Here is a 19,626-nt window from a genome sequence, read left to right as displayed (position 1 = left end):
TCGGGCAGCACGGGGCGGTACGGCAGCACACACGGCACAACACCTTCATCCTCGGAGAACCAAGATCATGGCGACCAAGACCCAGCAGCGTGGACAGACCCTTCAGCGCAAGGCCCGTCAGATGAAGGCGACGACGGTGAAGGCCGTGTCCAACGCGGGCAAGCAGGCCATGCGCGTGCAGGTGACCCTGGGCGACCTGATCGCCGCCGCCTTCGACACCGTGGGGGGCGAGGCGCGGAAGGTGGCCAAGGTCGTCTCCTCGCCGGACATGACGCTGGCCACCGGCAAGCACATTGTTTTCGTGGGGTGATTGTTCCGCCGGCCGGGCGCGGACAGGTTGGTTCCACTTTCCGGGACGCGAATCCCAGAGCCAGGTGACTTCGTGACACGCATCCTCAATCCCGGTCGCAATTGCTGGACGCGAGCGGACACGCATGACGCGGGCGTACTGGTGGACGCCCGGGACTACTACCGAGAGCTGTACCGGGCCATCCGGAAGGCGCGTCGCTCCATCGTCATCACCGGCTGGCAGTTCGACAGCGATGTGACGTTGCTGCGCGGCGAAGACCTGGAGGAGGCCCAGGGAGGCGAGGTCCGGCTGCTGCCGCTGTTGGACCAGATGTGCCAGGAGAACCCGGAGCTGGAAGTCTACATCCTCGCCTGGGACTTCAGCCTGCTGCTCGCCATGGAGCGCGAGTGGATGCAACACCTGCTGTTCAACTGGACCACGAACGAGCGGCTCAAGTTCCGCTTCGACGCGTCCAGTCCCCTTTACGGCGCCCACCACCAGAAGCTCGTCGTCATCGACGGCGTGCAGGCGTTCACCGGTGGCATGGATGTCTGTGATTGTCGCTGGGACGACCGGGACCACCCCGCGCGCTCGAAGCTGCGCTGTGATTCCGGCCGTGACCCGCACGGTCCCTACCACGACGTGCAGACGGTGCTGACGGGCCCTGCCGTGAAGCCGCTCGCGGAGCTGTTCGAGGCGCGCTGGGCGCACTCGGGCGGCGGTGAGCTCCACCTGGATCCGGTGGCGCGCGACGACATTTCCTTTGAAGCGACCATGCCGGCGCCCCCGGGCCCGGTGGCCATCAGCCGCACCTTCGGCAAGACCATCCTCCCGCCGCAGGAGGAGGTGCAGGAGATCCGCCACCTGTACGTGGACGCCATCGCCGCGGCCGAACACTTCATCTACATCGAGAACCAGTACTTCTCCTCGCGCGCCATCTACGACGCGCTCGTCAAGCGCATGCGCGCGGCGGGCCGCGGCCGGCTCCAGGTGATGCTGGTGCTGCCCCGTCAGCCAGAAGCGCTGCGCGAGCAGATCGCCATGGGCGTCGCCCAGGTGCGCCTGCTGCGTGCATTGCGCGAGGTGGCCAGCGAGACGGGCCACGGCTTCGCGGTGTACGGCTCGGCGGCGAAGGCCGACGACGGCTCGGATGTCTTCACGTACATCCACTCGAAGGTGATGGTGGTGGACGACACCTTCATGACGGTGGGCTCCGCCAACACGACCAACCGCAGCCTGGGCCTGGACTCAGAGCTGAACCTGAGCTGGGAAGCCGAAGCGCCCGGGGACGCGGTGTCGCGCGCCATCCGCCGCGTGCGCGTATCCCTGATGGCCGAACACGCGGGCCTCGCGGGTGTCTCCGCGCTGCGGCCCCTGGTGGAGGCGAAGCACATGGTGGAGATGTTGGACAAGGTGGCCCACGAGGGCCACCTGCGCCTGCGTCCGCACCCGCTGGAGACGGTGTTCGACCAGAACCCGCTCTTCAAGCCGCTGGAGCCGGAGGACTTCCTCATCGACCCGGAGGAGTCGGTGCTGGACGAGTCCCTCTTCGAGGCCCTGCACAAGGGCGATGACGGCCTGTTCGCCTCCGGCGTGCGCCTGCTGTCGCGCTGGCTGGTGGGCCCGTCGTGCTCCGCGCCTCCGCACCAGGCCATCCTGCCGTGCACTCCCGCCCAGGAAGAGGGCGGGGCCGCGGAGCCCTGAGTCACCGGGCTCAGGAAGCTGAAGCGGCGTCAGCGTCGGGCGAAGTCCACGCCCACGCCGGCGCCCGCGCTCACGCCGGGCACCAGCGAGCCATCCGGCTGCGGGAAGTGCACCGTCGCGCCGGAGGCCCAGATGTACATCGCGGGGAGCACGCGCTGCCGGGCCTCCACCGCCACCGAGTAGCGGGGCCGGTCACCCAGGCCCATCACCACCACGCGCGCGATGCCCCGCGTCTTGCCGCCCGGGCTGCTGAGGCTCAGCGACAGGTCCCCGTCCGTGCGCCCGAAGGCCGAGTACTCCACCGCGCCGCTGGCCACGACCTCCGCGGAGTCCGGCCCGTCGCCGCGCGCCACCGACACCTCCACGTAGCCGGAGAAGTCCTTGGGCACGCGCTGATCCGACTGGGGCTCCTCGGACAGGCCCACCGCGGAGAAGCGCGCCAGCTCATAGCCCGCGCCGAAGTAGCCGAAGCGGAAGCCGCCGCCCTGACGACGCCCCTGCAGGGTGACGCTGAGCTGCGTGCCCTTGAAGGCGCCCTCGAACGCCACGCCCAGCAGGCCGCCCACGTCCTGCGCGCCGTCGTTGAGCCGCGCGCCACCGGCCAAGAGGGCCCAGGAGCGCAGCCGCTCTCCCTTGTACATGGCGACCTCGCCGCCCACCGACGCGACCGTGGCCGCCGGAGTCACGCCGCCGGCCTCGCCGAAGTCGTGCGCCGCGGAGGCGCGGACGAGGTAGCGGTCGAAGTTCGCTTCGCTGCCGCTGACCAGCCGGCCCACGTCGAGCAGCAGGTCCCCGGAGAAGATGCGCGCGGCGAGCACGTCGCTGGCGAGCAGCTGCACCCGCGCGGGCCCCGCCGCGAACGACACCGTGCCGCCCGCCGGGTGGTAGTTCGGGGAGAGCTGGTTGTCGTAGCGGTTCACCAGGTAGCCGCGCCCCAGCGACTCCTCGATGAAGGGCTGGATGCGCAGGCCGAAGCGGCCGGACTCGTCCCCGATGCGCAACAGGCGCACCACCTGGCCGTAGTCGCTGCGCTCGTCCCAGTCCTCGCGCCGGAGCCACGCGCCGTAGTCCTGGTCCTTCTGCTTGGGCGCGTTGTCCAGCAACCGGAAGCGCAGCGGGGCGCCCAGCATGAACGCGAAGTCCTCGCCGCCATCCACGCCCAGGGAGGGGTACGCGTAAGCGAACAGGTCCTGCTCGCCGCCGGGCGTGCCGGACGGAAAGCTCAGCGGGCCCACCTCCAGGAGCGCCCGGAAGCCGATGCCTCCCGAGGAGGCCGGCGCGGCCACTTCCTGCTCCTCGTTGGGAACCTCCTCGATCGACGAGGACTGGGAGTGCAGCAGTGCGAGGAGGGCCACGAAGGGAGCACCAGTCATTGGTGCTCAGTGTACTTGGCGACGGGTGGGGTGCACAGACGAAGACCCGGCGGGCCCGGGTACGGACCTTGCCGGGTCTTCGTCTTCACTCGGAGTGGCTAGTGGGTGGGATCGGGCGTGGCGTCCGTGTCCACCTTGGCGTCGGTGCTGGAGTCGTCGGTGTCGCTGTTGAGCGCGCCGGACTCGTCCTTGATCTCGCTCTTGCCGGCGCTGCTTTCGTCGCCCGCGCCGGAGCCGCCGGTGCCGGCGCTGTCCTTGTTCTGGTTGACGGAGCCCGCGGGGGCCTGGGCGTCACCCAGGTCGGTGGGGGTGTTCTGCTGCACGTCCCACTTCTGGCCGTCCTGGGTCTTCACGGCTTCGTCCGCGGCGCCGCTGCCGCCGGTGGCCTCACCCTCGTAGACGGTGGGCGCGTCCATGCGGTCGCGCTTCTCCAGGTCGCTCACGTTGCTCGTCTCGCCGGGCGACTTGTTCGACTCTTCAGCGGCGGCGGCATCGGAGCTGCTGCTGTTGGACGAATCAGAGCTCGCGCCCGCGCTGCCCGAACCGCCCATGGCACCGGCCTCCGGTGACGAGGCTTCGCGCGTGTTGGCGGACTGACCGGCGCAACCGTACAGCGACAGGGCGGCGAGGGCCGCCATCAGGGGAAGCTTCATGGGAAATCTCCTGTGGGAGTCGGGTTTCGTCTTCCGGAAATCTGGTTGTCCTTCCGACAGGGACAAGGACACACACGGGCCTCCGCCCTCCGGCCCGCTCCTGGGCGACCAGGGAGGCGGGCGCTGCGTGCCGCGGGCCTTGCCCCGCTTCCACGTCCTCGTGACAGGCGCTTGACTACGGCTGTAGTCAGTCGTACCTTCTTCGTGACTACAGGTGTCGCCAAGAAGGACGGGACGGATGAAGAAGCCGGTGGGAGAGCAGGAACTCGCGCTGCTGCGGTACGTGGCGGAGCACGGCCCGGCGACGGTGGGGGAAGTGGCGGAGCGCTTCGGCGAGGCGCAGGGCCTGGCGCGCTCCACCATCCTGACGGTGATGGAGCGGCTGCGGCTCAAGGGGTACCTGACGCGCAGCAAGGTGGACGGGGTGTTCCAGTACGCCTCGCCGGTGGCCACGCAAGAGCTGCTGCGCGACGTCGTAGGGAACTTCGTGCAGCGCACCCTCTCCGGATCGCTGTCGCCGTTCGTCACCTACCTGGCCGAGAAAGAGGACGTGTCCGACGAGGAGCTCAAGCAGCTCCAGGACGTCGTGGCCCGCCTGCGGCAGAAGCGGAAGGAATGAGCCGATGACTCCCGTGAACCTGCTGCACGTGATGCCCTGGTGGTCGTCCTGGTCGGAGTCCCTCTGGCGCGCCTCGTGGCAGGGGGCGCTCTGCGCGCTGGCGGTGTGGGTGCTGGCCAGGGCGGTGCCGCGCCTGCCCGCGTCCCTGCGCGCGGGCCTGTGGTGGCTGGTGGCGCTCAAGTTCGTGCTGACGCTGGGCTGGCCGCGTCCGGTGCCCCTCGCGCTGCTGCCCGCGGAGACCGTGGCCTCCGTGAGTCCGCAAGCGCGGAGCACCGCGCCACAATCACAGACGCAGGGGACTCAATCCCAGACGTCGGTGCTCATCCTCCAGCGGGACGCGGGTCGGTCCGCCCCTGTTGCCGTGCAGCCCCGACGCCTTCCCACGGGTGACGAGAGCCCGGTGCTCGCGTCCTTCCTCGCGGATCCGATGCGTTCCCTCCGCGCGTGGCCCTGGGCCCAGGGAGTGGCGTGGACCCTGCTGCTCCTGTGGGGCGCGGGCGTCGTCTGGCAGGTGCGGGGCCACGTGCGTGCGTGGCAGCAGGTGCGGGGCATGCGGCAGCGGGCGCGGCCCCTTCAGCACCCGATGCTCGAAGAAGAGGCGGAGTTCCTCGCGAGCGAGGCGGGCCTGCGCCGTCCGCCCCTGCTGCTCGTGTCGGACGAGGTGGCGAGCCCGCTGGCCGCGGGGCTCCTGTCGCCGGCCATCGTGCTGCCCTCGAAGGCGGTGCGTGAACTGCCCGAGGACGCGCTGCGCATGGCGCTGGCCCATGAGGTGGCGCACCTGCGACGCGGGGACCTGTGGCTGGGCTGGGTGCCGGCGCTGGCGGAGACGGTCCTCTTCTTCCACCCGCTCGCGCGGCAGGCGGCCCGCGAGTACGCGCTCGCCCGGGAAGAGGCGTGCGATGCGGAGGCCCTGCGTCTCACCGGGGCGGAGCCCGCGGACTACGGCGAGCTGCTCATCGCCTTTGGCATCACCCGGCCCCCGGGCAGCGCAGCGGCACTCGGGGCGTCGGCGCACCTTCACGCGCTGCACAGGAGGCTCCGCATGCTGGAACACGTCGATGTCATCCCCACCCATCCCCGCCGGTGGCTGAAGGGTGCGCTGTTCGCCCTCGGCGCCGTGGTCCTGATGCCCTTCCAGGTCGTCGCCAAGGCGCCCGCCGCGTCCACCCCCAACGCCACGACCGACGCGGGCACCAAGGTGGGCACCACCCGGACCCTGAACAACGAGCCCACGTCGGGAACGGACACCACCAGCAAGGCGCCGAAGGCCCCCGCGCCGCCCGCGCCCATGGACATGGAGGACGGTGACACCTTCGCGTACCTCTCCGATGGCCGGACGATGGTGGTCGGCTCCTCGGACGACGTGCACCTGGCGCGCACGTTCAAGCAGAAGGGCAAGGACATCATCTTCGTGCGCCGCGATGACAAGCCCTTCCTGATCCGCGACCCGCAGACGCTGGAGCAGGTGCGCAAGCTGATGGAGGAGTCCGGGAAGCTGGGGGACGCGCAGGGCGCCCTGGGCCAGCAGCAGGCCGCGCTCGGTCAGAAGCAGGCCGCGCTGGGCCAGAAGCAGGCGGAGTTCGCCTATCCCCAGACGCAGTTGGCCTCGAAGCACGCCGCCCTCGCGTCCAAGCGCGCGGACATCGCCATGGAGCGCGCCCGGCTCGCCACCCTCGCCGACGACACCGAGCGCGACCGCCAGGAGGCGGGGCTGGACAAGCGCGAGGAGGACCTCGACCGCGAAGGGGAGGTCCTCGACCAGCAGCAGGAGGAGATCGGCAAGAAGATGGAAGCGCTCGGCGACCAGCAGGAGAAGCTGGGCGAAGAGCAGGAGAAGCTCGGTGAGCAGCAGGCGAAGCTGGCCGAGGAGCAGGCCGCCCGCCACCACGAGCAGGCGAAGAAGGTGATGCGCGTCGTCGACGAGGCCATCCGCAAGGGCCTGGCCGAGCCTCTGCCCACCTGAGGACGGAGGGCGCGACCCCCACGGTGACGGCGCACACTGGCTTCCCTCTACCGGGACCCCAAGTGTGAAGTCGTGAAGCCCGTCCCGGAGGTCGCCATGTCCGCCGCCGTCCCGCAGCACACGTCTCGCACCACCATCGACATCCTGGTGCGCCGGGTCCGTCAGGGCTCGGGCGCGTGGGCGAAGCTTGCCCTCACGGAGCGCATCCGGCTCCTGGAGGACCTGCGCCGTGCGTACGCCGCCATCGCGGAGCCGAGCGTGCGAGCGGCCTGCGAGGCCAAGGGCATCGACCCCGGCGGGCCCCTCGCGGGAGAGGAGTGGCTCGCCGGGCCCGTGGTGGTGATCCGCAACCTGCGCCTGCTCGCGGACTCGCTGCGCGACATCCAGAAGCACGGCGTGCCCGTCATCCCCCGCTCGCACCTGCGCACGCTGGAGGACGGGCGGCTCGCCGCGAAGCTCTTTCCCCGCGACGCGCTGGACGGGATGCTGCTGCCGGGCAACGTGGGAGAGGTCTACTTCCAGCCCGGCGTCACCGCCGACAACCTGCGCGAACACCAGGCGTCCTTCTACCGCAAGCCCCACAAGGGCCGCGTGTGCGCGGTGCTGGGCGGCGGCAACGTCAACTCCATCCCCCCGCTGGACTGCCTCTACAAGCTCTTCGTCGAGGGCACCGTCTGCGTGCTCAAGATGAACCCCGTCAACGCGTACCTGGGGTCCTTCCTGGAGCAGGCCTTCGCCCCGCTCGTCGCGCGCGACGCGCTGGCCATCATGTACGGCGGCGCGGAGGAGGGCGCGCAGCTCGTGCACCACGACGCGGTGGACGAGGTGCACATCACCGGCAGCGACCGCACCCACGACGCGCTCGTGTGGGGCCTGCCCGGCCCGGAGTCCGACGCGCGCCGCCAGAAGAACGAACCGCTGCTCACCAAGCACGTGTCCAGCGAGCTGGGCAACGTGTCCCCCGTGGTGGTGGTGCCGGGCCCGTACTCGGACGGCGAGCTGCGCTTCCAGGCGGACGACATCGCCGGCATGGTCGCCAACAACGCGTCCTTCAACTGCAACGCAGCGAAGTTGCTGGTGCAACCCAGGAACTGGAACAGGCGCGGGCACTTCGTGGACCGCATCCAGGCCAGCCTGGGGCAGGCCCCCGTGCGCCGCGCGTACTACCCGGGCGCGGACGAGCGCTGGCGCCAGTTCACCGAAGGCCGCGCGAACCTGCGGCTCGTGGGCACGCCCAAGGAAGGCGACCTTGCGTACGCGCTCATCCCCGATGTGGACCCCGCGAACGCAGGGGACCGCGTCTTCCGTCAGGAGCCCTGGTGCACGGTGTTGTCGGAGACGGGGCTGCCCGGCTCGGACGACCCGGTGGCCTTCCTGGAGGCGGCGGTGGCGTTCCTCAACGAGAAGGTGTGGGGCACCCTCAACGTGGCGCTCATCGTCCACCCGAAGTCGCTCAAGGACCCGAAGGTGAAGGCCGCGGTGGAGAAGGCGGTGCGCGACTTGAAGTACGGCACCGTGGCCGTCAACACCTGGCCCGCCGCGGCCTACGCGCTGGGCAGCCTGCCCTGGGGCGGCCACCCGTCCTCGTCGCTCCGGGACATCCAGAGCGGGCAGGGCTGGGTGCACAACGCGCTCATGCTGGAGGACATCGAGAAGGCGGTGGTGCGCGCCCCGCTCAAGTCCCTGCCCGCGCCCCCGTGGGTGCCGGGCCACCAGGGCCTGGCGGACCTGGGCCGCCGGCTGGTGGACTTCGAGCAGTCCCCCTCCTGGTGGAAGGTGCCGGGCATCGCGCTGGCCGCCCTGAGACGGTGAGACACCCATGAGCCTTCCGGAGGCAGGCGGGGAAGCTGCCTTTCGGGGGGCTCGTGGTAGGTAGAGGGCCCATGGCATCCAGGTACGCGCAAGAGGGTGGGCAGTTGCTTCAGCAGGGCCAGCCCGCGGAGGCGGTGAAGAGCTTCCAGAAGGGGCTGTCCATCGACCCGAAGGACGTGGACTGTCTGATGGGCCTGGTGCGCACCCACCTGAGCACGGGCGCCTCGCAGGAGGCCCAGGGCGCCGTGACGCGCCTGTTGCAGGTGCAGCCGGAGAACACCGAGGCGCAGGCCCACCTGGCCATGCTCAAGGCCCAGGCCGGGGACCCGGTGGCGCTGGTGACGCTCAAGGCGCTGGCCGCCGCGCCCACCGCCGGCTACTTCGAGCGCTTCAACCTGGGCACGCTCCTCGCCGAGCGAGGCGACCTGGACGGCGCGAAGGCCGCCTTCGAGGCCGCGCAGGTGGTGGCGCCCCACAGCGTCTACCCGCACTTCGAGCTGGGCCGCATCGCGGTGCAGCGCAAGGACACTGCGGCGGCGGTGGAGCACTTCCAGCAGGCCGCGGCGCTGGCGCCCCAGGAAGCGCTGCCGTTCCTGATGCTGTCGCGAGCGCACGCGTCGAATGGCTCCGTGGGCCTGGCCATCGCGGCGGGCGTGCAGGCGCTGGAGAACGCGCGGGGCAAGACGCGCGTGGCGGTGTTGCAGGACCTCTTCCGGCTGTACCTCCAGGCCAACAGCCAGGAGGCCGCGCGGCGCACCATCCGGGAGCTGCGCGAGCTGGACCCCACGCAGGTTCAGTACCTCCACCTCCAGGGGCTCGCGGCGCTGCTGGCCGGGGAGCTGGCGGAGGCCAAGGCCCTCTTCGAGGAGGCCCTCCAGCGCGCGCCGCACCAGTGGGACGTGCGCCACTCGCTGGCGCAGGCGCACGAGGCCATGGGCAACCGTGAAGAAGCGCGGCGATTGCTGGAGGAGACGGTGGCGGTGGCGCCCAACGAGCCCGCCCCCACCAACGACCTGGTGCGCCTGCTGATGGGGGACCAGGACCACGCGCGGGCCCGCGTGCTGCTGGAGCGGGTGCTGGCCGTGAACCCGAATGATGCGCTCACGCACCTGAACCTGGCGCGCGCCCACCAGCCCTTCGACCGGGCGGAGGCCACCCGCCACGCGAAGCAGGCGCAGTCGCTGGGCGGGGATGACACCTTCCAGGAGCAGGTGGCGCGGTTCCTGTCGGACCTCGGCTCCTGACGCACCCCGTCTTCCGCCGGCCCCCGGCCGTGCCTACCTTCAGGCACGGCCGAGACAGGGCAGGCAGGGGGGCGTATGCGCAAGGCGGAGCAGGCACTGATTGAACAGTTGGAGGCGCGCTTCCGGGAAGTGACGCGTCTGCTCTACGACACGACCGTCCCGGCGCGGGTGCTGGACGCGGAGTTGATGCCGCTGATGGCGGAGAACGTCACCTTCACCGACCCGTGGCAGAAGGGCGGCGGCAAGGAGACGTACCGCAAGGGCGCTGCGGGCTTCCACTGCATGCTCCGCTTCGACTTCGACATCTTCCAGCTCAACGTCCAGCTGGAGCCGGACGGGAAGAGCGGGCGGGCCATCGTGGACGGGGTGATGAACCTGAAGCAGTTCGCCTGGCTGTACACCTACCCGCTGCGCACCATCCTGGTGTTCGACTTCACGCTCCAGCGAGGCGAGGACGGCGGCGAAGTGCTGCCGCTCATCCACGCGCACGAGGAGATGTGGAGCTTCGGCGACATGATCGCCAACGTGCCCGGCGTGGGGACGCTCTACAACGGCTTCCGCGACGCCTTCAGCCATGGCTTCCTGGCGGCGTCCGCGCTGTGCGGGCGCCTCAAGCGGGCCACGTAGCTGGCGCCTCAGGTGGGGATGATCTTCTCCGCCTGGAGCTGACGCATCAGCGCCACCATGGCCTCGGTGCTGTCCAGGTGCATCTCGTGGAAGCCGAAGCGGCGGGCCTTGTTTACGTCGAAGAACGCGTCGTTCTCCACGTGGAAGATGAAGTCGCCGAAGGCCCAGTTGGCCAGCTTCTTGAGGCCGTGCGGGTGCAGGCCATGGCGCTGCGTGAGCGCCTCCCAGACGGGGGATTTGTCCTTCATCGCCTCGGTGAGGGAGAAGGGCTGCGGGTCGGCGCACGCGATGCCGAACGCGTCCGCGATGCGCGGGAAGACCTGGCTCCAGCGGAAGACGTCGCCGTTGGTGATGTTGAAGATCTCCCCCGCGCACGCCTCGTTGAGGGCGGACCACTCCATGGCCTTGGCCAGCACCGTGGCGTCCGTCACGTTGGCGAGGATGGAATAAGCGCGCGGCGTGGAGGGGAAGCGCAGCGGCACGCGCAACGCCTTGCACAGTGACGCATACACGCCGATGAGGTTGCCCAGGTTCATCGGGTTGCCCACGGCGAGGCCCATCATCATGTCGGGCCGGAGGGCGGTCCAGCTCCAGCGCCGGCCCTTGGAGGCGTCGCGCAGGTAGTCCTCCTGGTCGTAGTAGAAGTTGGGCGGGAAGTGGCGCGGGTCGGTCTCCTTCGCGGGCGTCTTGTAGAGGCCGAACTGCGCGCCGTACGCCTTGCCGCCCTGGATGAAGGAGACGTGGCGGAAGCCCGGCGCGTGCTTCTCCAAGGCCTCCACGGTGTTGCGCAGCAGGGCGACGTTGACCTTGGTGAGGTCCGCGGCGTCCGGGCGCTCCTGGTACGCGGCGAAGAAGACGTGGGTGACGTCGCGGAGCCACTCCGAAGCGCTCGCGAGCGAGTCCGGCGACTGCAAGTCCAGCGAGCGCACCTCGGCGCGCGTGGCGAAGTCCGGCGCGGCGCGCGACACGGCCTTCACCTTCCAGTCCGGCCGCGTGTCCAGGTGCGTGATGAGGTTGCGGCCAATGATGCCAGTGGCGCCCAGCACCAGCGCGGTGTGCTTCGTCGTCATGAGGGTGTTCTCCGGAAACTGTCTGTCTTCAGCGGCCGAACAGCCCGCGCCGCTTGGGCGGCGTCTGTCCGCCCTGCACGCGCGACAGACGCTGCCCCAGGATGCGGCTCATCTCCAGCGCGACGGCGGGGTTGGCCATCATCACGCCCCGGAAGTCGTCGCGGCCCACCGCGGCCAGCTCGCTGGGAGCGGTGGTGACGGCGGTGGCGTTGCGCGGCTCGCCCGTGAGCAGGGCCAGCTCCCCGAAGAAGCCGCCCTGCTTCACCGTGGCCACCGTCTGCCGGCTGCCGTCCTTCATCGCCACCTCTCCGGTGACGACCACGTAGAAGCTCTCCCCCGCGTCGCCCTGGCGGAACAGCTCCGTGCCCGCGGGCAACTGGAGCAGCTCCGCGCCGCGCGCCACGTTCTCCAATTCCTCGTCACTCAGGGGCGCCAGGAAGTCCAGCTTGCGCAGCGTGTGCGCCAGCGTCGACGCCAGCCCTTCGCCCAGCGGCGGCTCCGCCGTGAGGAACTCCACCGCCTTGGCCACCTGCGTGCGGCGCGCCACCAGGATGACGTTGTGCCCGGCCTTGAGCTGCGTGTTGCCCTCCGGCAGCGCAGTGTGCCCCTGCGGATCCACCAACGCGATGAAGATGCACTCGCGCGGGAAGCCCTCCAGCGCCCGCACCTGCGCCACCGTCTGCCCCGCCACCCGCGCGCGGGAGGGGATGGCCAGCTCGAACAGGAGCGCGTCGCCGCTGCTGAGCGGCAGCGACCCGGACACCTGTGGGAAGTCGATGGCGGTGGTCATCTTCGCCACGACGACGTCCGCCTCCGCCACCAGCTCCTTCACGCCCGCCAGCCGGTACGCCTCGCGGTAGTTCGTGTCCAGCATCCGCACCATCAGACGCGCGCTGGACACCGAACGCACCAGCATGGTGAACGCCAGGTTCGCCGGGTCGTGCGCCAGCACCGCCGCCGCCACGTCCGCGCTCCCGATGCCCGCCGCCTCCAGCACGCGCGGGTTGGTGGCGTCCCCGCACACCGTCACCACGCCCACCTCCTCGAAGAGGCGCGCGCAGATGGTGGCATCGCGCTCGATGACCGTCACCGTGTGCTGCTCCGACACGAGCCGCGCCGCCAGCGCGCCGCCCACCCGTCCTCCCCCCGCGATGACGATCTTCATGACGCCTTGTGCTCCTTGCTGTCCTTGCTCGCGCTGCCGCCGTGCAACACCTTCTCCAGGTCCAACATCCTCGCGTCCAGATGCGCCAGCATCTCCTCCGCCGTCGCCTCCGGAATCAGCCCGTTGCGCCGAGCGCCCTGCAACGCCGTGCGCTCCGCGTCGATGAGCCGCCGCCGCATGCTCAGGAGGTCCTTCGCCCCTTCCGCCAGGTGCTGCTCGCCAATGCGCCGCAGCTCCCGCTCCGCCCGCGCGATGTTCACCTGGTACTCGCTGCGCAGGTGCTCATAGGCCGCGCGCGGCAACAGCCCCTGCGTGTGCAGCGCCTCCAGCTCCACGTGCGCCGCGCGGCTGGCGATGAGCTTGCCCCGCTGCCCCGCCATCTCCAGCGCCACCGCGTCCTGCTGGAACAGCCCCAGCCACTTGAGCGCGCCCGTGAGCATCAACCCCTGGCCCACCATGGACACCAGCGTCACGCCGAACGCGATGGCGATGAGCTGCTCGCGCGCGGGCGTCGTCTCCGGAAGACCCAGCGCGAGGCCAATGGACAGCGCGCCCTTGATGTTGCCCACCAGGAACACGTGCTGCCAGCGCAGCGGGATGCTCTCCGCGGGCTTGAGCCAGCGCAGCAGCAGGAACGGCAGGTAGATGGCCACCGCGCGCCCCAGCACCACCGCCACCACCGCGATGCCCACGCCGGGCAGGTGTCCCTGGAGCGCCTCCGGCCGCGTGTCCAGGCCCACGGAGAGGAACAGGAACGTGTTCACGCCGAAGGTGGCGTACTCCCAGAAGGAGTGGATGGCCACCTGGCTCTGCGGCGCCACTTCCCGCCGCAGCGTCACGCCCACCGCCAGCCCGGCGATGACGGCGGAGATGGCGCCCGACAGGTGCACCTCTTCCGCCAGCACGTAGGACGCCAGCGCCACGGCCGTCGTCACCATGATCTCCGCGAGCGGATCCTCCGCGCGCCGGATGATGAAGCCGCCCAGCAGGCCCATGGCCAGCCCCACCATCGCGCCGCCCACCGACGCGAGCAGCACGTGGCCGCCCAGCGAACCCAGCGTGGGCGCCTCGCCTCCGGCCACCACCGCCGCGATGGCCGTGTACGCCACCAGCGCGGTGCCGTCGTTGAAGAGGCTCTCCCCCTGGATGATGCCCGCCAGCCGTCCCGGCACCGGCGCGCGGCGGAAGGCATACAGGATGGAGACCGTGTCCGTGACGGCCAGGATGGAGCCCAGCAGCAGCGCGGGCCCCCACGCCAATCCCAGCAGGAAGTGCAGCGCGGTGCCGGTGGCCCCAATGGCCAGCATCATCCCCAGCGTGGACAGCACCCCGATGGGGACCGCGTTGGCGCGGATGCCATTGAGGTCCGCGCTGATGCCACCTTCGAAGAGCAACAACGGCAGACAGATGAGGAACACCACCTGCGGGTTGAGCGGCGGCACTCCGGGCAGCAGGTGGCCCACGGAGATGAGCAGGCCTCCCAGCACGAGCGCGACGTTGTACGGCACGCTGGCCCGCTTGGCGGCGATCGCCAGCGCGATGGCCGCCACCATCAGGCCGATGAGGATGGGGACTTCCAGCAACACGTCGACTCCATCAGGCGCCAGGGGAGGGCGGAGTTTTCCAGAATCGCGGGGCCAGTGCACGGGCACCATTCCCTTTTCGTCATCCATGCCCGCCTGCCTTCCCGCTCCCGAAGTGGACCCTGGCGGGAGGGCGTCCGCGTGGTACAGCTGGGCGCCCGATGACCCCCTCTCCCCCGGTGCTCTCCGTCCAGGCGCTGCGCAAGGTGTATGGCGACCGCGCGGCCGTGGACGGCATCTCCTTCGACGTGGGCCGCCGTGAAATCGTGGGCCTGCTGGGACCCAACGGCGCGGGCAAGAGCACCACCATCAACATGCTGCTGGGCGTGCTCCAGCCGTCCTCCGGCACCATCCACATCGAGGGCGTGGACCTGGCGTCGCACCGCGTGCAGGCGCTGGAGCGCACCAACTTCGCCGCCGTCTACGCACCCCTGCCGGGCAACCTCACCGTGGCGCAGAACCTGCGCGTCTTCGGCCTCATCTACGGCGTGAAGGGGCTGACGGCCCGCATCGAGGCGCTGCTGGAGGAGTACGACCTGCGGCGCTTCCGCGACACCAAGTGCGGCGTGCTGTCCTCCGGTGAGCAGACGCGCGTGTCCCTGGCCAAGGCCATGCTGAACCAGCCGCGCCTGCTGCTCCTGGACGAACCCACCGCGTCGCTGGACCCTGCCACGGCGGTGGACATCCGCACCCGCATCCAGGCCTTCGCCGCGAAGGGGGACAGCGGCGTGCTGTGGACGTCGCACAATATGTACGAGGTGGAGGCCGTCTGTGACCGCGTCCTCTTCCTCGCGCGCGGCCGGGTGCTGCTCCAGGGTGACCCGAAGACGCTCCCGCGCGAGCACGGCCACGCGTCGCTGGAGGAGCTGTTCATCGCCGTGGCCAACGAACCCCTGGCCCTGGAAAGGCCCCCGCTGCCATGAAGCCGAGCCGAGTCGCGGGCATCGCGCTGCGCCAGTACTACCTCTACAAGGGCAACTTCGCGCGCGTCGTGCCGCTGTTCGCGTGGGTGGCCATCGACATGGTGCTGTGGGGCTTCATGACCCGGTACCTCAACAGCGTGAGCTCCTCCGGCTACGACTTCGTGCCGGCGCTGTTGGGCGCGGTGCTGCTGTGGGACTTCTTCGCCCGCGTGATGCAGGGCGTGACCATGGGGTTCTTCGAGGACGTCTGGTCGCGCAACTTCCTCAACGTCTTCGCGACACCGCTGTCCCTGCCGGAGTACGTGAGCGGCCTCGTGCTGACGAGCATCGCGACGAGCGCCATTGGCCTGCTCGTCATGCTCCTGTTGTCCAGCACGGTGTTCGGCCTGTCCTTCGCCGCCTACGGCGTGATGTTCGTGCCCTTCGTGCTGGTGCTGTTCCTGTTCGGCATCGCGCTCGGCATCTTGAGCAGCGCGCTGGTGCTGCGGCTGGGCCCCGCGGCGGAGTGGTTCGTCTGGCCCATCCCCAGCCTGCTGTCGCCCTTCGTGGGCGTCTTCTATCCGCTGTCCACGCTGCCGGAGTGGATGCAGTGGGTGGCCCGCGCGCTGCCCCCGTCGTATGTCTTCGAGGGCGTGCGCACGTTGGCGGCGGGAGGCGAGTTCTCCGGCGCCACGCTCGGGTGGGGCCTGGGGCTGGCCGTGCTGGACATCCTTCTGGCCGGCCTGTGCTTCCAGTGGGTCTACCGCTACGCGGTGCGCACGGGCCTGTTGGCCCGCTACAGCGCCGAGAGCGTGACCTGACGCCTTCAGCGCCGGATGCGCAGCAGCAGGTCCTTCTTCGCGCCGCAGCTGCCCCGGCCGTCGCAGTTGCTGGTGGTGACGTACAGGTGGCCGTCGGGGCCCATCAGCACGTCGCGCAGGCGGCCGTAGGTGCCTCGCAGGTAGACCTCATGGCGGGCCACCCGGCGCGGCGCCTGCGCGTCGAACATCACCCGGTGCAGGTGCGTGGCGCCCAGGCTGCCCACGAGCAGTGAGTCCTTCCACTCCGGAATCGCCGTGCCCGTGTAGACGGCGGCGCCGCCCGGGGGCATCGCGTCGTCGAAGGTGAGCGACGGGGTGATGCGGCCCTCCTGCGTCTCGCACGAGTAGATGCCGGGCCAGCCCAGGTTGTCGCCCGCCTGCACCACGTTCACCTCGTCGTGCGCGCGGCGCATCGTCTCGCCGCTGGGCCCGTGGTCGGTGAGGTACAGCGTGGTCGCGTCCTTCCAGTCAAAGCCTTGCGTGTTGCGCACGCCCAGGAGGAACGCGGGCGAATTCGGAAAGGGATTGTCCTGGGGCACCGCTCCGTCGGGCGTCAGCCGCAGCAGCTTGCCCGCGGGGTTCGCGGGGTCCTGCGCCACGTCCGGCTCGCGCGCGTCCCCCGTGCCCACGTACAGCATGCCGTCCGGGCCGAAGCGCAGCCGTCCCCCGTCGTGGTACTTCGCGGACGGGATGCCTCCGAAGATGACGCGCTCGAAGGTGGCGGCCGTGCCGTCCGGGGACAGCGTCCAGCGCTCCACCCGGTTCTGCGACGTCCCGTCCGCCTCGGTGGTGACGTACAGGTAGAACTGGCGGTTCGTCGCGAAGTCCGGATGCGCGGCGATGCCCAGCAGGCCGCCCTCGCTGCTGCTCGCGATGGGCAGCGTGGCCACGGGCTGGGGTTGCAGCGTGCCGCCTCGCAGCAGGCGCACGCGGCCGGGGCGTTCGGTGAGGAGCGCATCGCCGCCCGGCAGGAAGGCCACGCCCCAGGGGACCTCCAGCCCTTCCGCCACCACGTCCACCGTGAGGGGCACGGTGCCGTCCTGCCCCCAGCCGTCCTCCACCAGGACGCAGTCCGCGGCGGAGGCGGTGCCCTGCGCCTGGCTCTTGCGGCAGGCGGAGGCGGAGGCGACGAGCATCACGAGGGCGGACAGCAGCAGGCGGCGGGAGCGCATGCGGGGGAATCTAGCGTCCGCCACGCCGGTGAACGCACGCCACGGACCTGGAAGGGGGGCAGGCGGGCGCAACCCCCCGGGGGATACGACCGGCGGCGGCGTTGTCTTGGCCCCCTTCGTGGGCACCTTGCTCGGGCGGGTTCATCAGCACCCAAGGCATCCCATCCTGGCAGGAGGCAATTCCATGGCGCGCATCGCATTCATCGTGGCCAACGACTTCGAGGACTCGGAGTTCCGCATCCCCTACGACAAGGTGAGGCAGGCAGGGCACGAGGCCGTCATCATCGGCGTGGAGGCAGGCAAGTCCCTCAAGGGCAAGAAGGGGACGGAGATCACGACGGAGCGCGCGGTGAAGGAAGTGAAGGCCGCCGACTTCCAGGCGCTGGTCATTCCCGGCGGCTATTCCGCGGACCACCTGCGCATGGACATCGGGATGGTCGGCTTCGTGCGCGACTTCTTCAAGGCGGACAAGCCCATCGCCGCCGTGTGCCATGGGCCGTGGATGCTGGTGGAGGCGGACATCGCGGACGCGCACACCGTCACGTCGTTCCCCTCCATCAAGACGGACCTCATCAACGCCGGCGCGCGCTGGGTGGACCGCGAGGTGGTGGAGGACGGCAACATCATCACCTCCCGCAGGCCGGATGACCTGGAGGCCTTCAGCGCCGCGCTGCTGCGTCAGGTGCAGAACGGCATCGCCCCGCGCCTGGGCGCGCCCCTGGCCCCGGAAGCCACCGCGGCCCGCGCGCCGCCGATGCACTGAAAGTCCTCCCAGCCCACACGGTCCGGAAGGGAATCACCCAGGCCCTCGGGACGCGACGCGCGCCCGGGGGCCTCGGTCGTTCACCCGCGCACCGCGATGTAACCCCAAAGGTTGTCTTTCCGTTGTTCTGGGATTGTTCCGCGTCAAATGCGGTGCCAGCGGACCCCCCTCCATGACCCTGGCATCCCGACCCGTGCCCCTTCCGCCTCGACAGGTTGTCCGAGCGGTGCTCCACGAGGTGCTGGAGAGCAAGCTCGGAGGCGAGGTGGTGGTGAAGTCCCCCTCCGTCTCCGGGCGCATCTTCGTGGTGGAGCGCAAGGTGGCCTGGACGGTCCTCACGGGCCCCGGGGCGCGCAGTACCACATCATCCGTCCGCTCGGGACCCGTGAGGGCCTGTTCCTCTACATCGCGCTGCACCGCGCGAGCGCGAACCTGGCGATGGCGCGCTTCCGGCTGGCGGAGCTGGAGAAGAACCTCCAGGTTTGAGCCGGACCGCCCGTGCAATGCCAGACATCCTGGGTGCTGGCGCACGGGCATGCCATGCTGGGACTCCTGCCCCACGATGCCGCACTCTCGCGGCGTCCGGCTGCCGGAGTCACCCCATGTCCAAGCCCAGCTCCAGGTCCCGTCTGCTCGCCGTCCTCTTCGTCACCGCCTCCCTGTCCGTCTCCGCGAGCGAACCCGTGAAGAAGGGCGACGAGTCGACTTCCGCGGCCCAGCCGGGCAAGGCGGGCTCGACGGCCTCGGAGGGGAAGGGCGCCGGCAAGGGCAAGGAGGCGCAGGCGCCGAAGGCCGGCAAGGGCAAGGGCAAGGCCAGCAGCGGCGGCAAGGGCAAGGCCGCGAACGACGCCGCCGAGTAGCGGCCCCGGCCCTCCGGGCGAGCCGTCAGTGCTCGCCCGCGCGCTGCTCGCCGGCTTCCACGCGCAATGCCAGACGGTTTCCGCGTGGAGGCAGCGGGCAGGTGGCGAAGCGGGTGAAGGCGCACGGCGGGTTGTATGCGCGGTTGAAGTCCACCACGACGCGCCCGTCCTTGTCCGGCAGCGGCGTGGAGAGGAACCGGCCGGCGCCGTAGGTGGTGTCGCGGTTCGTCTCGTCGCCGAAGATGATGAACAGCTCGTCCGAGCCGTCCTCCAGCACCGGCACCAGGCGGTGCTCCTTGCCCGCCACGGTGAAGACGAGCGTGCCGGGCGACTTCATCTCCTCCTGCATGCCCAGCACGTTGGGCACGGTGATGGTGCGCGGCGTGGCGTCCGGCACCAGCTTCGCCTCCACCTTCCACGCGGCGCTGGGCGCATACGTCGGGATGCCGTGGAACTGCTTGCGTGCCGGGGCTTGCGTATCCTTCACGCGCACCCCCAGCCGGTCTCCCCGGCGGATGACCTGGAAGCTCACGCTGCCCAGGCGCAGCACGTCCGGTTCGCCCTTCTCGTCTGTCTTCAGCGCGCCTCCCGTGAAGGGCTTTCCCTCCAGCGTGAAGGCCGCGTTCGGCGCGGGCTCGAAGCGCACGCTGTCACCCTCGCGCACGAAGGTGCCCGCATGGGACGGGACGGGCGCGGGCAGGGGCACGTCGCTGTCGGGCGCGGAGCCGGCCGCCTGCTTGCCCTCCTCCAGCCAGGTGAGCCCCACCAGGGTGAGCCAGCCTCCTTCCGCCGACAGTCGCTCCAGGCGCTGCGCCTGCCAGGCGCGGGTGGCGGCGACGACGTCTTCCGTGGCGGCGGCCTTGTCCTTCGGTTCGGAGGTCATCTTCTTCTTCTCGGCGGCAGGGGCGACAGGCTTGGGAGGCGTCTTCGCGGGCGGCGCGGCCTGCAGCGCCAGGGACAGGACCAGGGCGAGGGTGCTCATACGGGAGGGGCCTCGGGGCTTGGG

Annotated in this window: 18 protein-coding genes; 11 read left to right on the top strand and 7 right to left on the bottom strand. The window is 70.4% G+C overall.

The window, feature by feature from the left end:
* Positions 1 to 67: 67 nt before the first annotated feature.
* Both D7V97_RS21590 and D7V97_RS21585 read left to right on the top strand, forming a co-directional pair.
* A complete protein-coding gene (locus tag D7V97_RS21590) occupies positions 68 to 310 on the top strand; it encodes a chaperonin (protein WP_120612545.1) in 243 nt (80 codons plus the stop codon).
* Positions 311 to 382: 72 nt separating this feature from the next.
* Entirely contained in the window at positions 383 to 1,993 is a 1,611-nt protein-coding gene (locus D7V97_RS21585) for a phospholipase D-like domain-containing protein (protein ID WP_120612544.1), read from the top strand.
* A 29-nt stretch (positions 1,994 to 2,022) separates the two neighbouring features.
* On the opposite strand, the gene D7V97_RS21580 is transcribed toward D7V97_RS21585, so the two are convergent.
* The gene (locus D7V97_RS21580; RefSeq protein ID WP_368668945.1) at positions 2,023 to 3,348 is read right to left on the bottom strand and encodes a hypothetical protein; all 1,326 of its coding nucleotides are present in this window, start codon (positions 3,346 to 3,348) and stop codon (positions 2,023 to 2,025) included.
* A gap of 116 nt (positions 3,349 to 3,464) precedes the next feature.
* The gene (locus D7V97_RS21575; protein ID WP_120612542.1) at positions 3,465 to 4,019 is read right to left on the bottom strand and encodes a hypothetical protein; all 555 of its coding nucleotides are present in this window, start codon (positions 4,017 to 4,019) and stop codon (positions 3,465 to 3,467) included.
* Positions 4,020 to 4,257: 238 nt separating this feature from the next.
* Between D7V97_RS21575 and D7V97_RS21570 the strand changes: the two genes are divergently transcribed.
* From D7V97_RS21570 to D7V97_RS21550, 5 genes are all read left to right on the top strand, one after another.
* Positions 4,258 to 4,638: a BlaI/MecI/CopY family transcriptional regulator gene (locus D7V97_RS21570; RefSeq protein ID WP_120612541.1), complete on the top strand. Its 381-nt coding sequence runs from the start codon at positions 4,258 to 4,260 to the stop codon at positions 4,636 to 4,638.
* A gap of 4 nt (positions 4,639 to 4,642) precedes the next feature.
* A complete protein-coding gene (locus tag D7V97_RS21565) occupies positions 4,643 to 6,601 on the top strand; it encodes a M56 family metallopeptidase (RefSeq protein WP_233583041.1) in 1,959 nt (652 codons plus the stop codon).
* 96 nt (positions 6,602 to 6,697) lie between these two features.
* Positions 6,698 to 8,413: an aldehyde dehydrogenase gene (locus tag D7V97_RS21560; RefSeq protein WP_120612546.1), complete on the top strand. Its 1,716-nt coding sequence runs from the start codon at positions 6,698 to 6,700 to the stop codon at positions 8,411 to 8,413.
* Positions 8,414 to 8,484: 71 nt separating this feature from the next.
* A complete protein-coding gene (locus D7V97_RS21555) occupies positions 8,485 to 9,657 on the top strand; it encodes a tetratricopeptide repeat protein (protein WP_120612540.1) in 1,173 nt (390 codons plus the stop codon).
* A 75-nt stretch (positions 9,658 to 9,732) separates the two neighbouring features.
* On the top strand, positions 9,733 to 10,284 hold the full coding sequence (locus tag D7V97_RS21550) for a hypothetical protein (protein ID WP_120612539.1): 552 nt from the start codon (positions 9,733 to 9,735) through the stop codon (positions 10,282 to 10,284).
* A gap of 8 nt (positions 10,285 to 10,292) precedes the next feature.
* Here D7V97_RS21550 and D7V97_RS21545 read toward each other — a convergent pair whose 3' ends face one another.
* From D7V97_RS21545 to D7V97_RS21535, 3 genes are read right to left on the bottom strand one after another with little or no spacing between them, the layout of a single operon-like run.
* Entirely contained in the window at positions 10,293 to 11,354 is a 1,062-nt protein-coding gene (locus D7V97_RS21545; RefSeq protein ID WP_120612538.1) for an SDR family oxidoreductase, read from the bottom strand.
* Positions 11,355 to 11,382: 28 nt separating this feature from the next.
* Positions 11,383 to 12,519 carry a cyclic nucleotide-binding domain-containing protein gene (locus tag D7V97_RS21540; RefSeq protein ID WP_120612537.1) on the bottom strand — a complete coding sequence of 379 codons (1,137 nt, stop codon included), beginning with the start codon at positions 12,517 to 12,519 and terminating at the stop codon, positions 11,383 to 11,385.
* A complete protein-coding gene (locus tag D7V97_RS21535) occupies positions 12,516 to 14,105 on the bottom strand; it encodes a sodium:proton antiporter (protein ID WP_120612536.1) in 1,590 nt (529 codons plus the stop codon). The genes D7V97_RS21540 and D7V97_RS21535 overlap by 4 nt, the downstream gene beginning before the upstream one ends.
* Before the next feature lie 158 nt (positions 14,106 to 14,263).
* Between D7V97_RS21535 and D7V97_RS21530 the strand changes: the two genes are divergently transcribed.
* On the top strand, positions 14,264 to 15,025 hold the full coding sequence (locus D7V97_RS21530; protein WP_120612535.1) for an ABC transporter ATP-binding protein: 762 nt from the start codon (positions 14,264 to 14,266) through the stop codon (positions 15,023 to 15,025).
* Entirely contained in the window at positions 15,022 to 15,825 is an 804-nt protein-coding gene (locus D7V97_RS21525) for an ABC transporter permease (RefSeq protein WP_120612534.1), read from the top strand. The genes D7V97_RS21530 and D7V97_RS21525 overlap by 4 nt, the downstream gene beginning before the upstream one ends.
* Before the next feature lie 5 nt (positions 15,826 to 15,830).
* On the opposite strand, the gene D7V97_RS21520 is transcribed toward D7V97_RS21525, so the two are convergent.
* Entirely contained in the window at positions 15,831 to 16,997 is a 1,167-nt protein-coding gene (locus D7V97_RS21520; RefSeq protein WP_120612533.1) for a sorbosone dehydrogenase family protein, read from the bottom strand.
* A 184-nt stretch (positions 16,998 to 17,181) separates the two neighbouring features.
* On the opposite strand from D7V97_RS21520, the gene D7V97_RS21515 reads away from it, so the two are divergent.
* Positions 17,182 to 17,760, top strand: a complete 579-nt coding sequence (locus D7V97_RS21515; protein WP_120612532.1) for a type 1 glutamine amidotransferase domain-containing protein — start codon at positions 17,182 to 17,184, stop codon at positions 17,758 to 17,760.
* 602 nt (positions 17,761 to 18,362) lie between these two features.
* Positions 18,363 to 18,620 carry a hypothetical protein gene (locus D7V97_RS21505; RefSeq protein WP_120612531.1) on the top strand — a complete coding sequence of 86 codons (258 nt, stop codon included), beginning with the start codon at positions 18,363 to 18,365 and terminating at the stop codon, positions 18,618 to 18,620.
* Between the two features lie 25 nt (positions 18,621 to 18,645).
* On the opposite strand, the gene D7V97_RS21500 is transcribed toward D7V97_RS21505, so the two are convergent.
* Positions 18,646 to 19,602 (bottom strand): DUF1684 domain-containing protein, encoded by a 957-nt coding sequence (locus D7V97_RS21500; RefSeq protein WP_120612530.1) that lies wholly within the window; start codon positions 19,600 to 19,602, stop codon positions 18,646 to 18,648.
* Positions 19,603 to 19,626: the final 24 nt, after the last annotated feature.

It is taken from the genome of Corallococcus sp. CA053C, assembly GCF_003611675.1.
In the GTDB taxonomy this organism is placed as follows: Bacteria; Myxococcota; Myxococcia; order Myxococcales; family Myxococcaceae; genus Corallococcus.
This window is presented reverse-complemented; position numbering and strand designations above follow the sequence as displayed.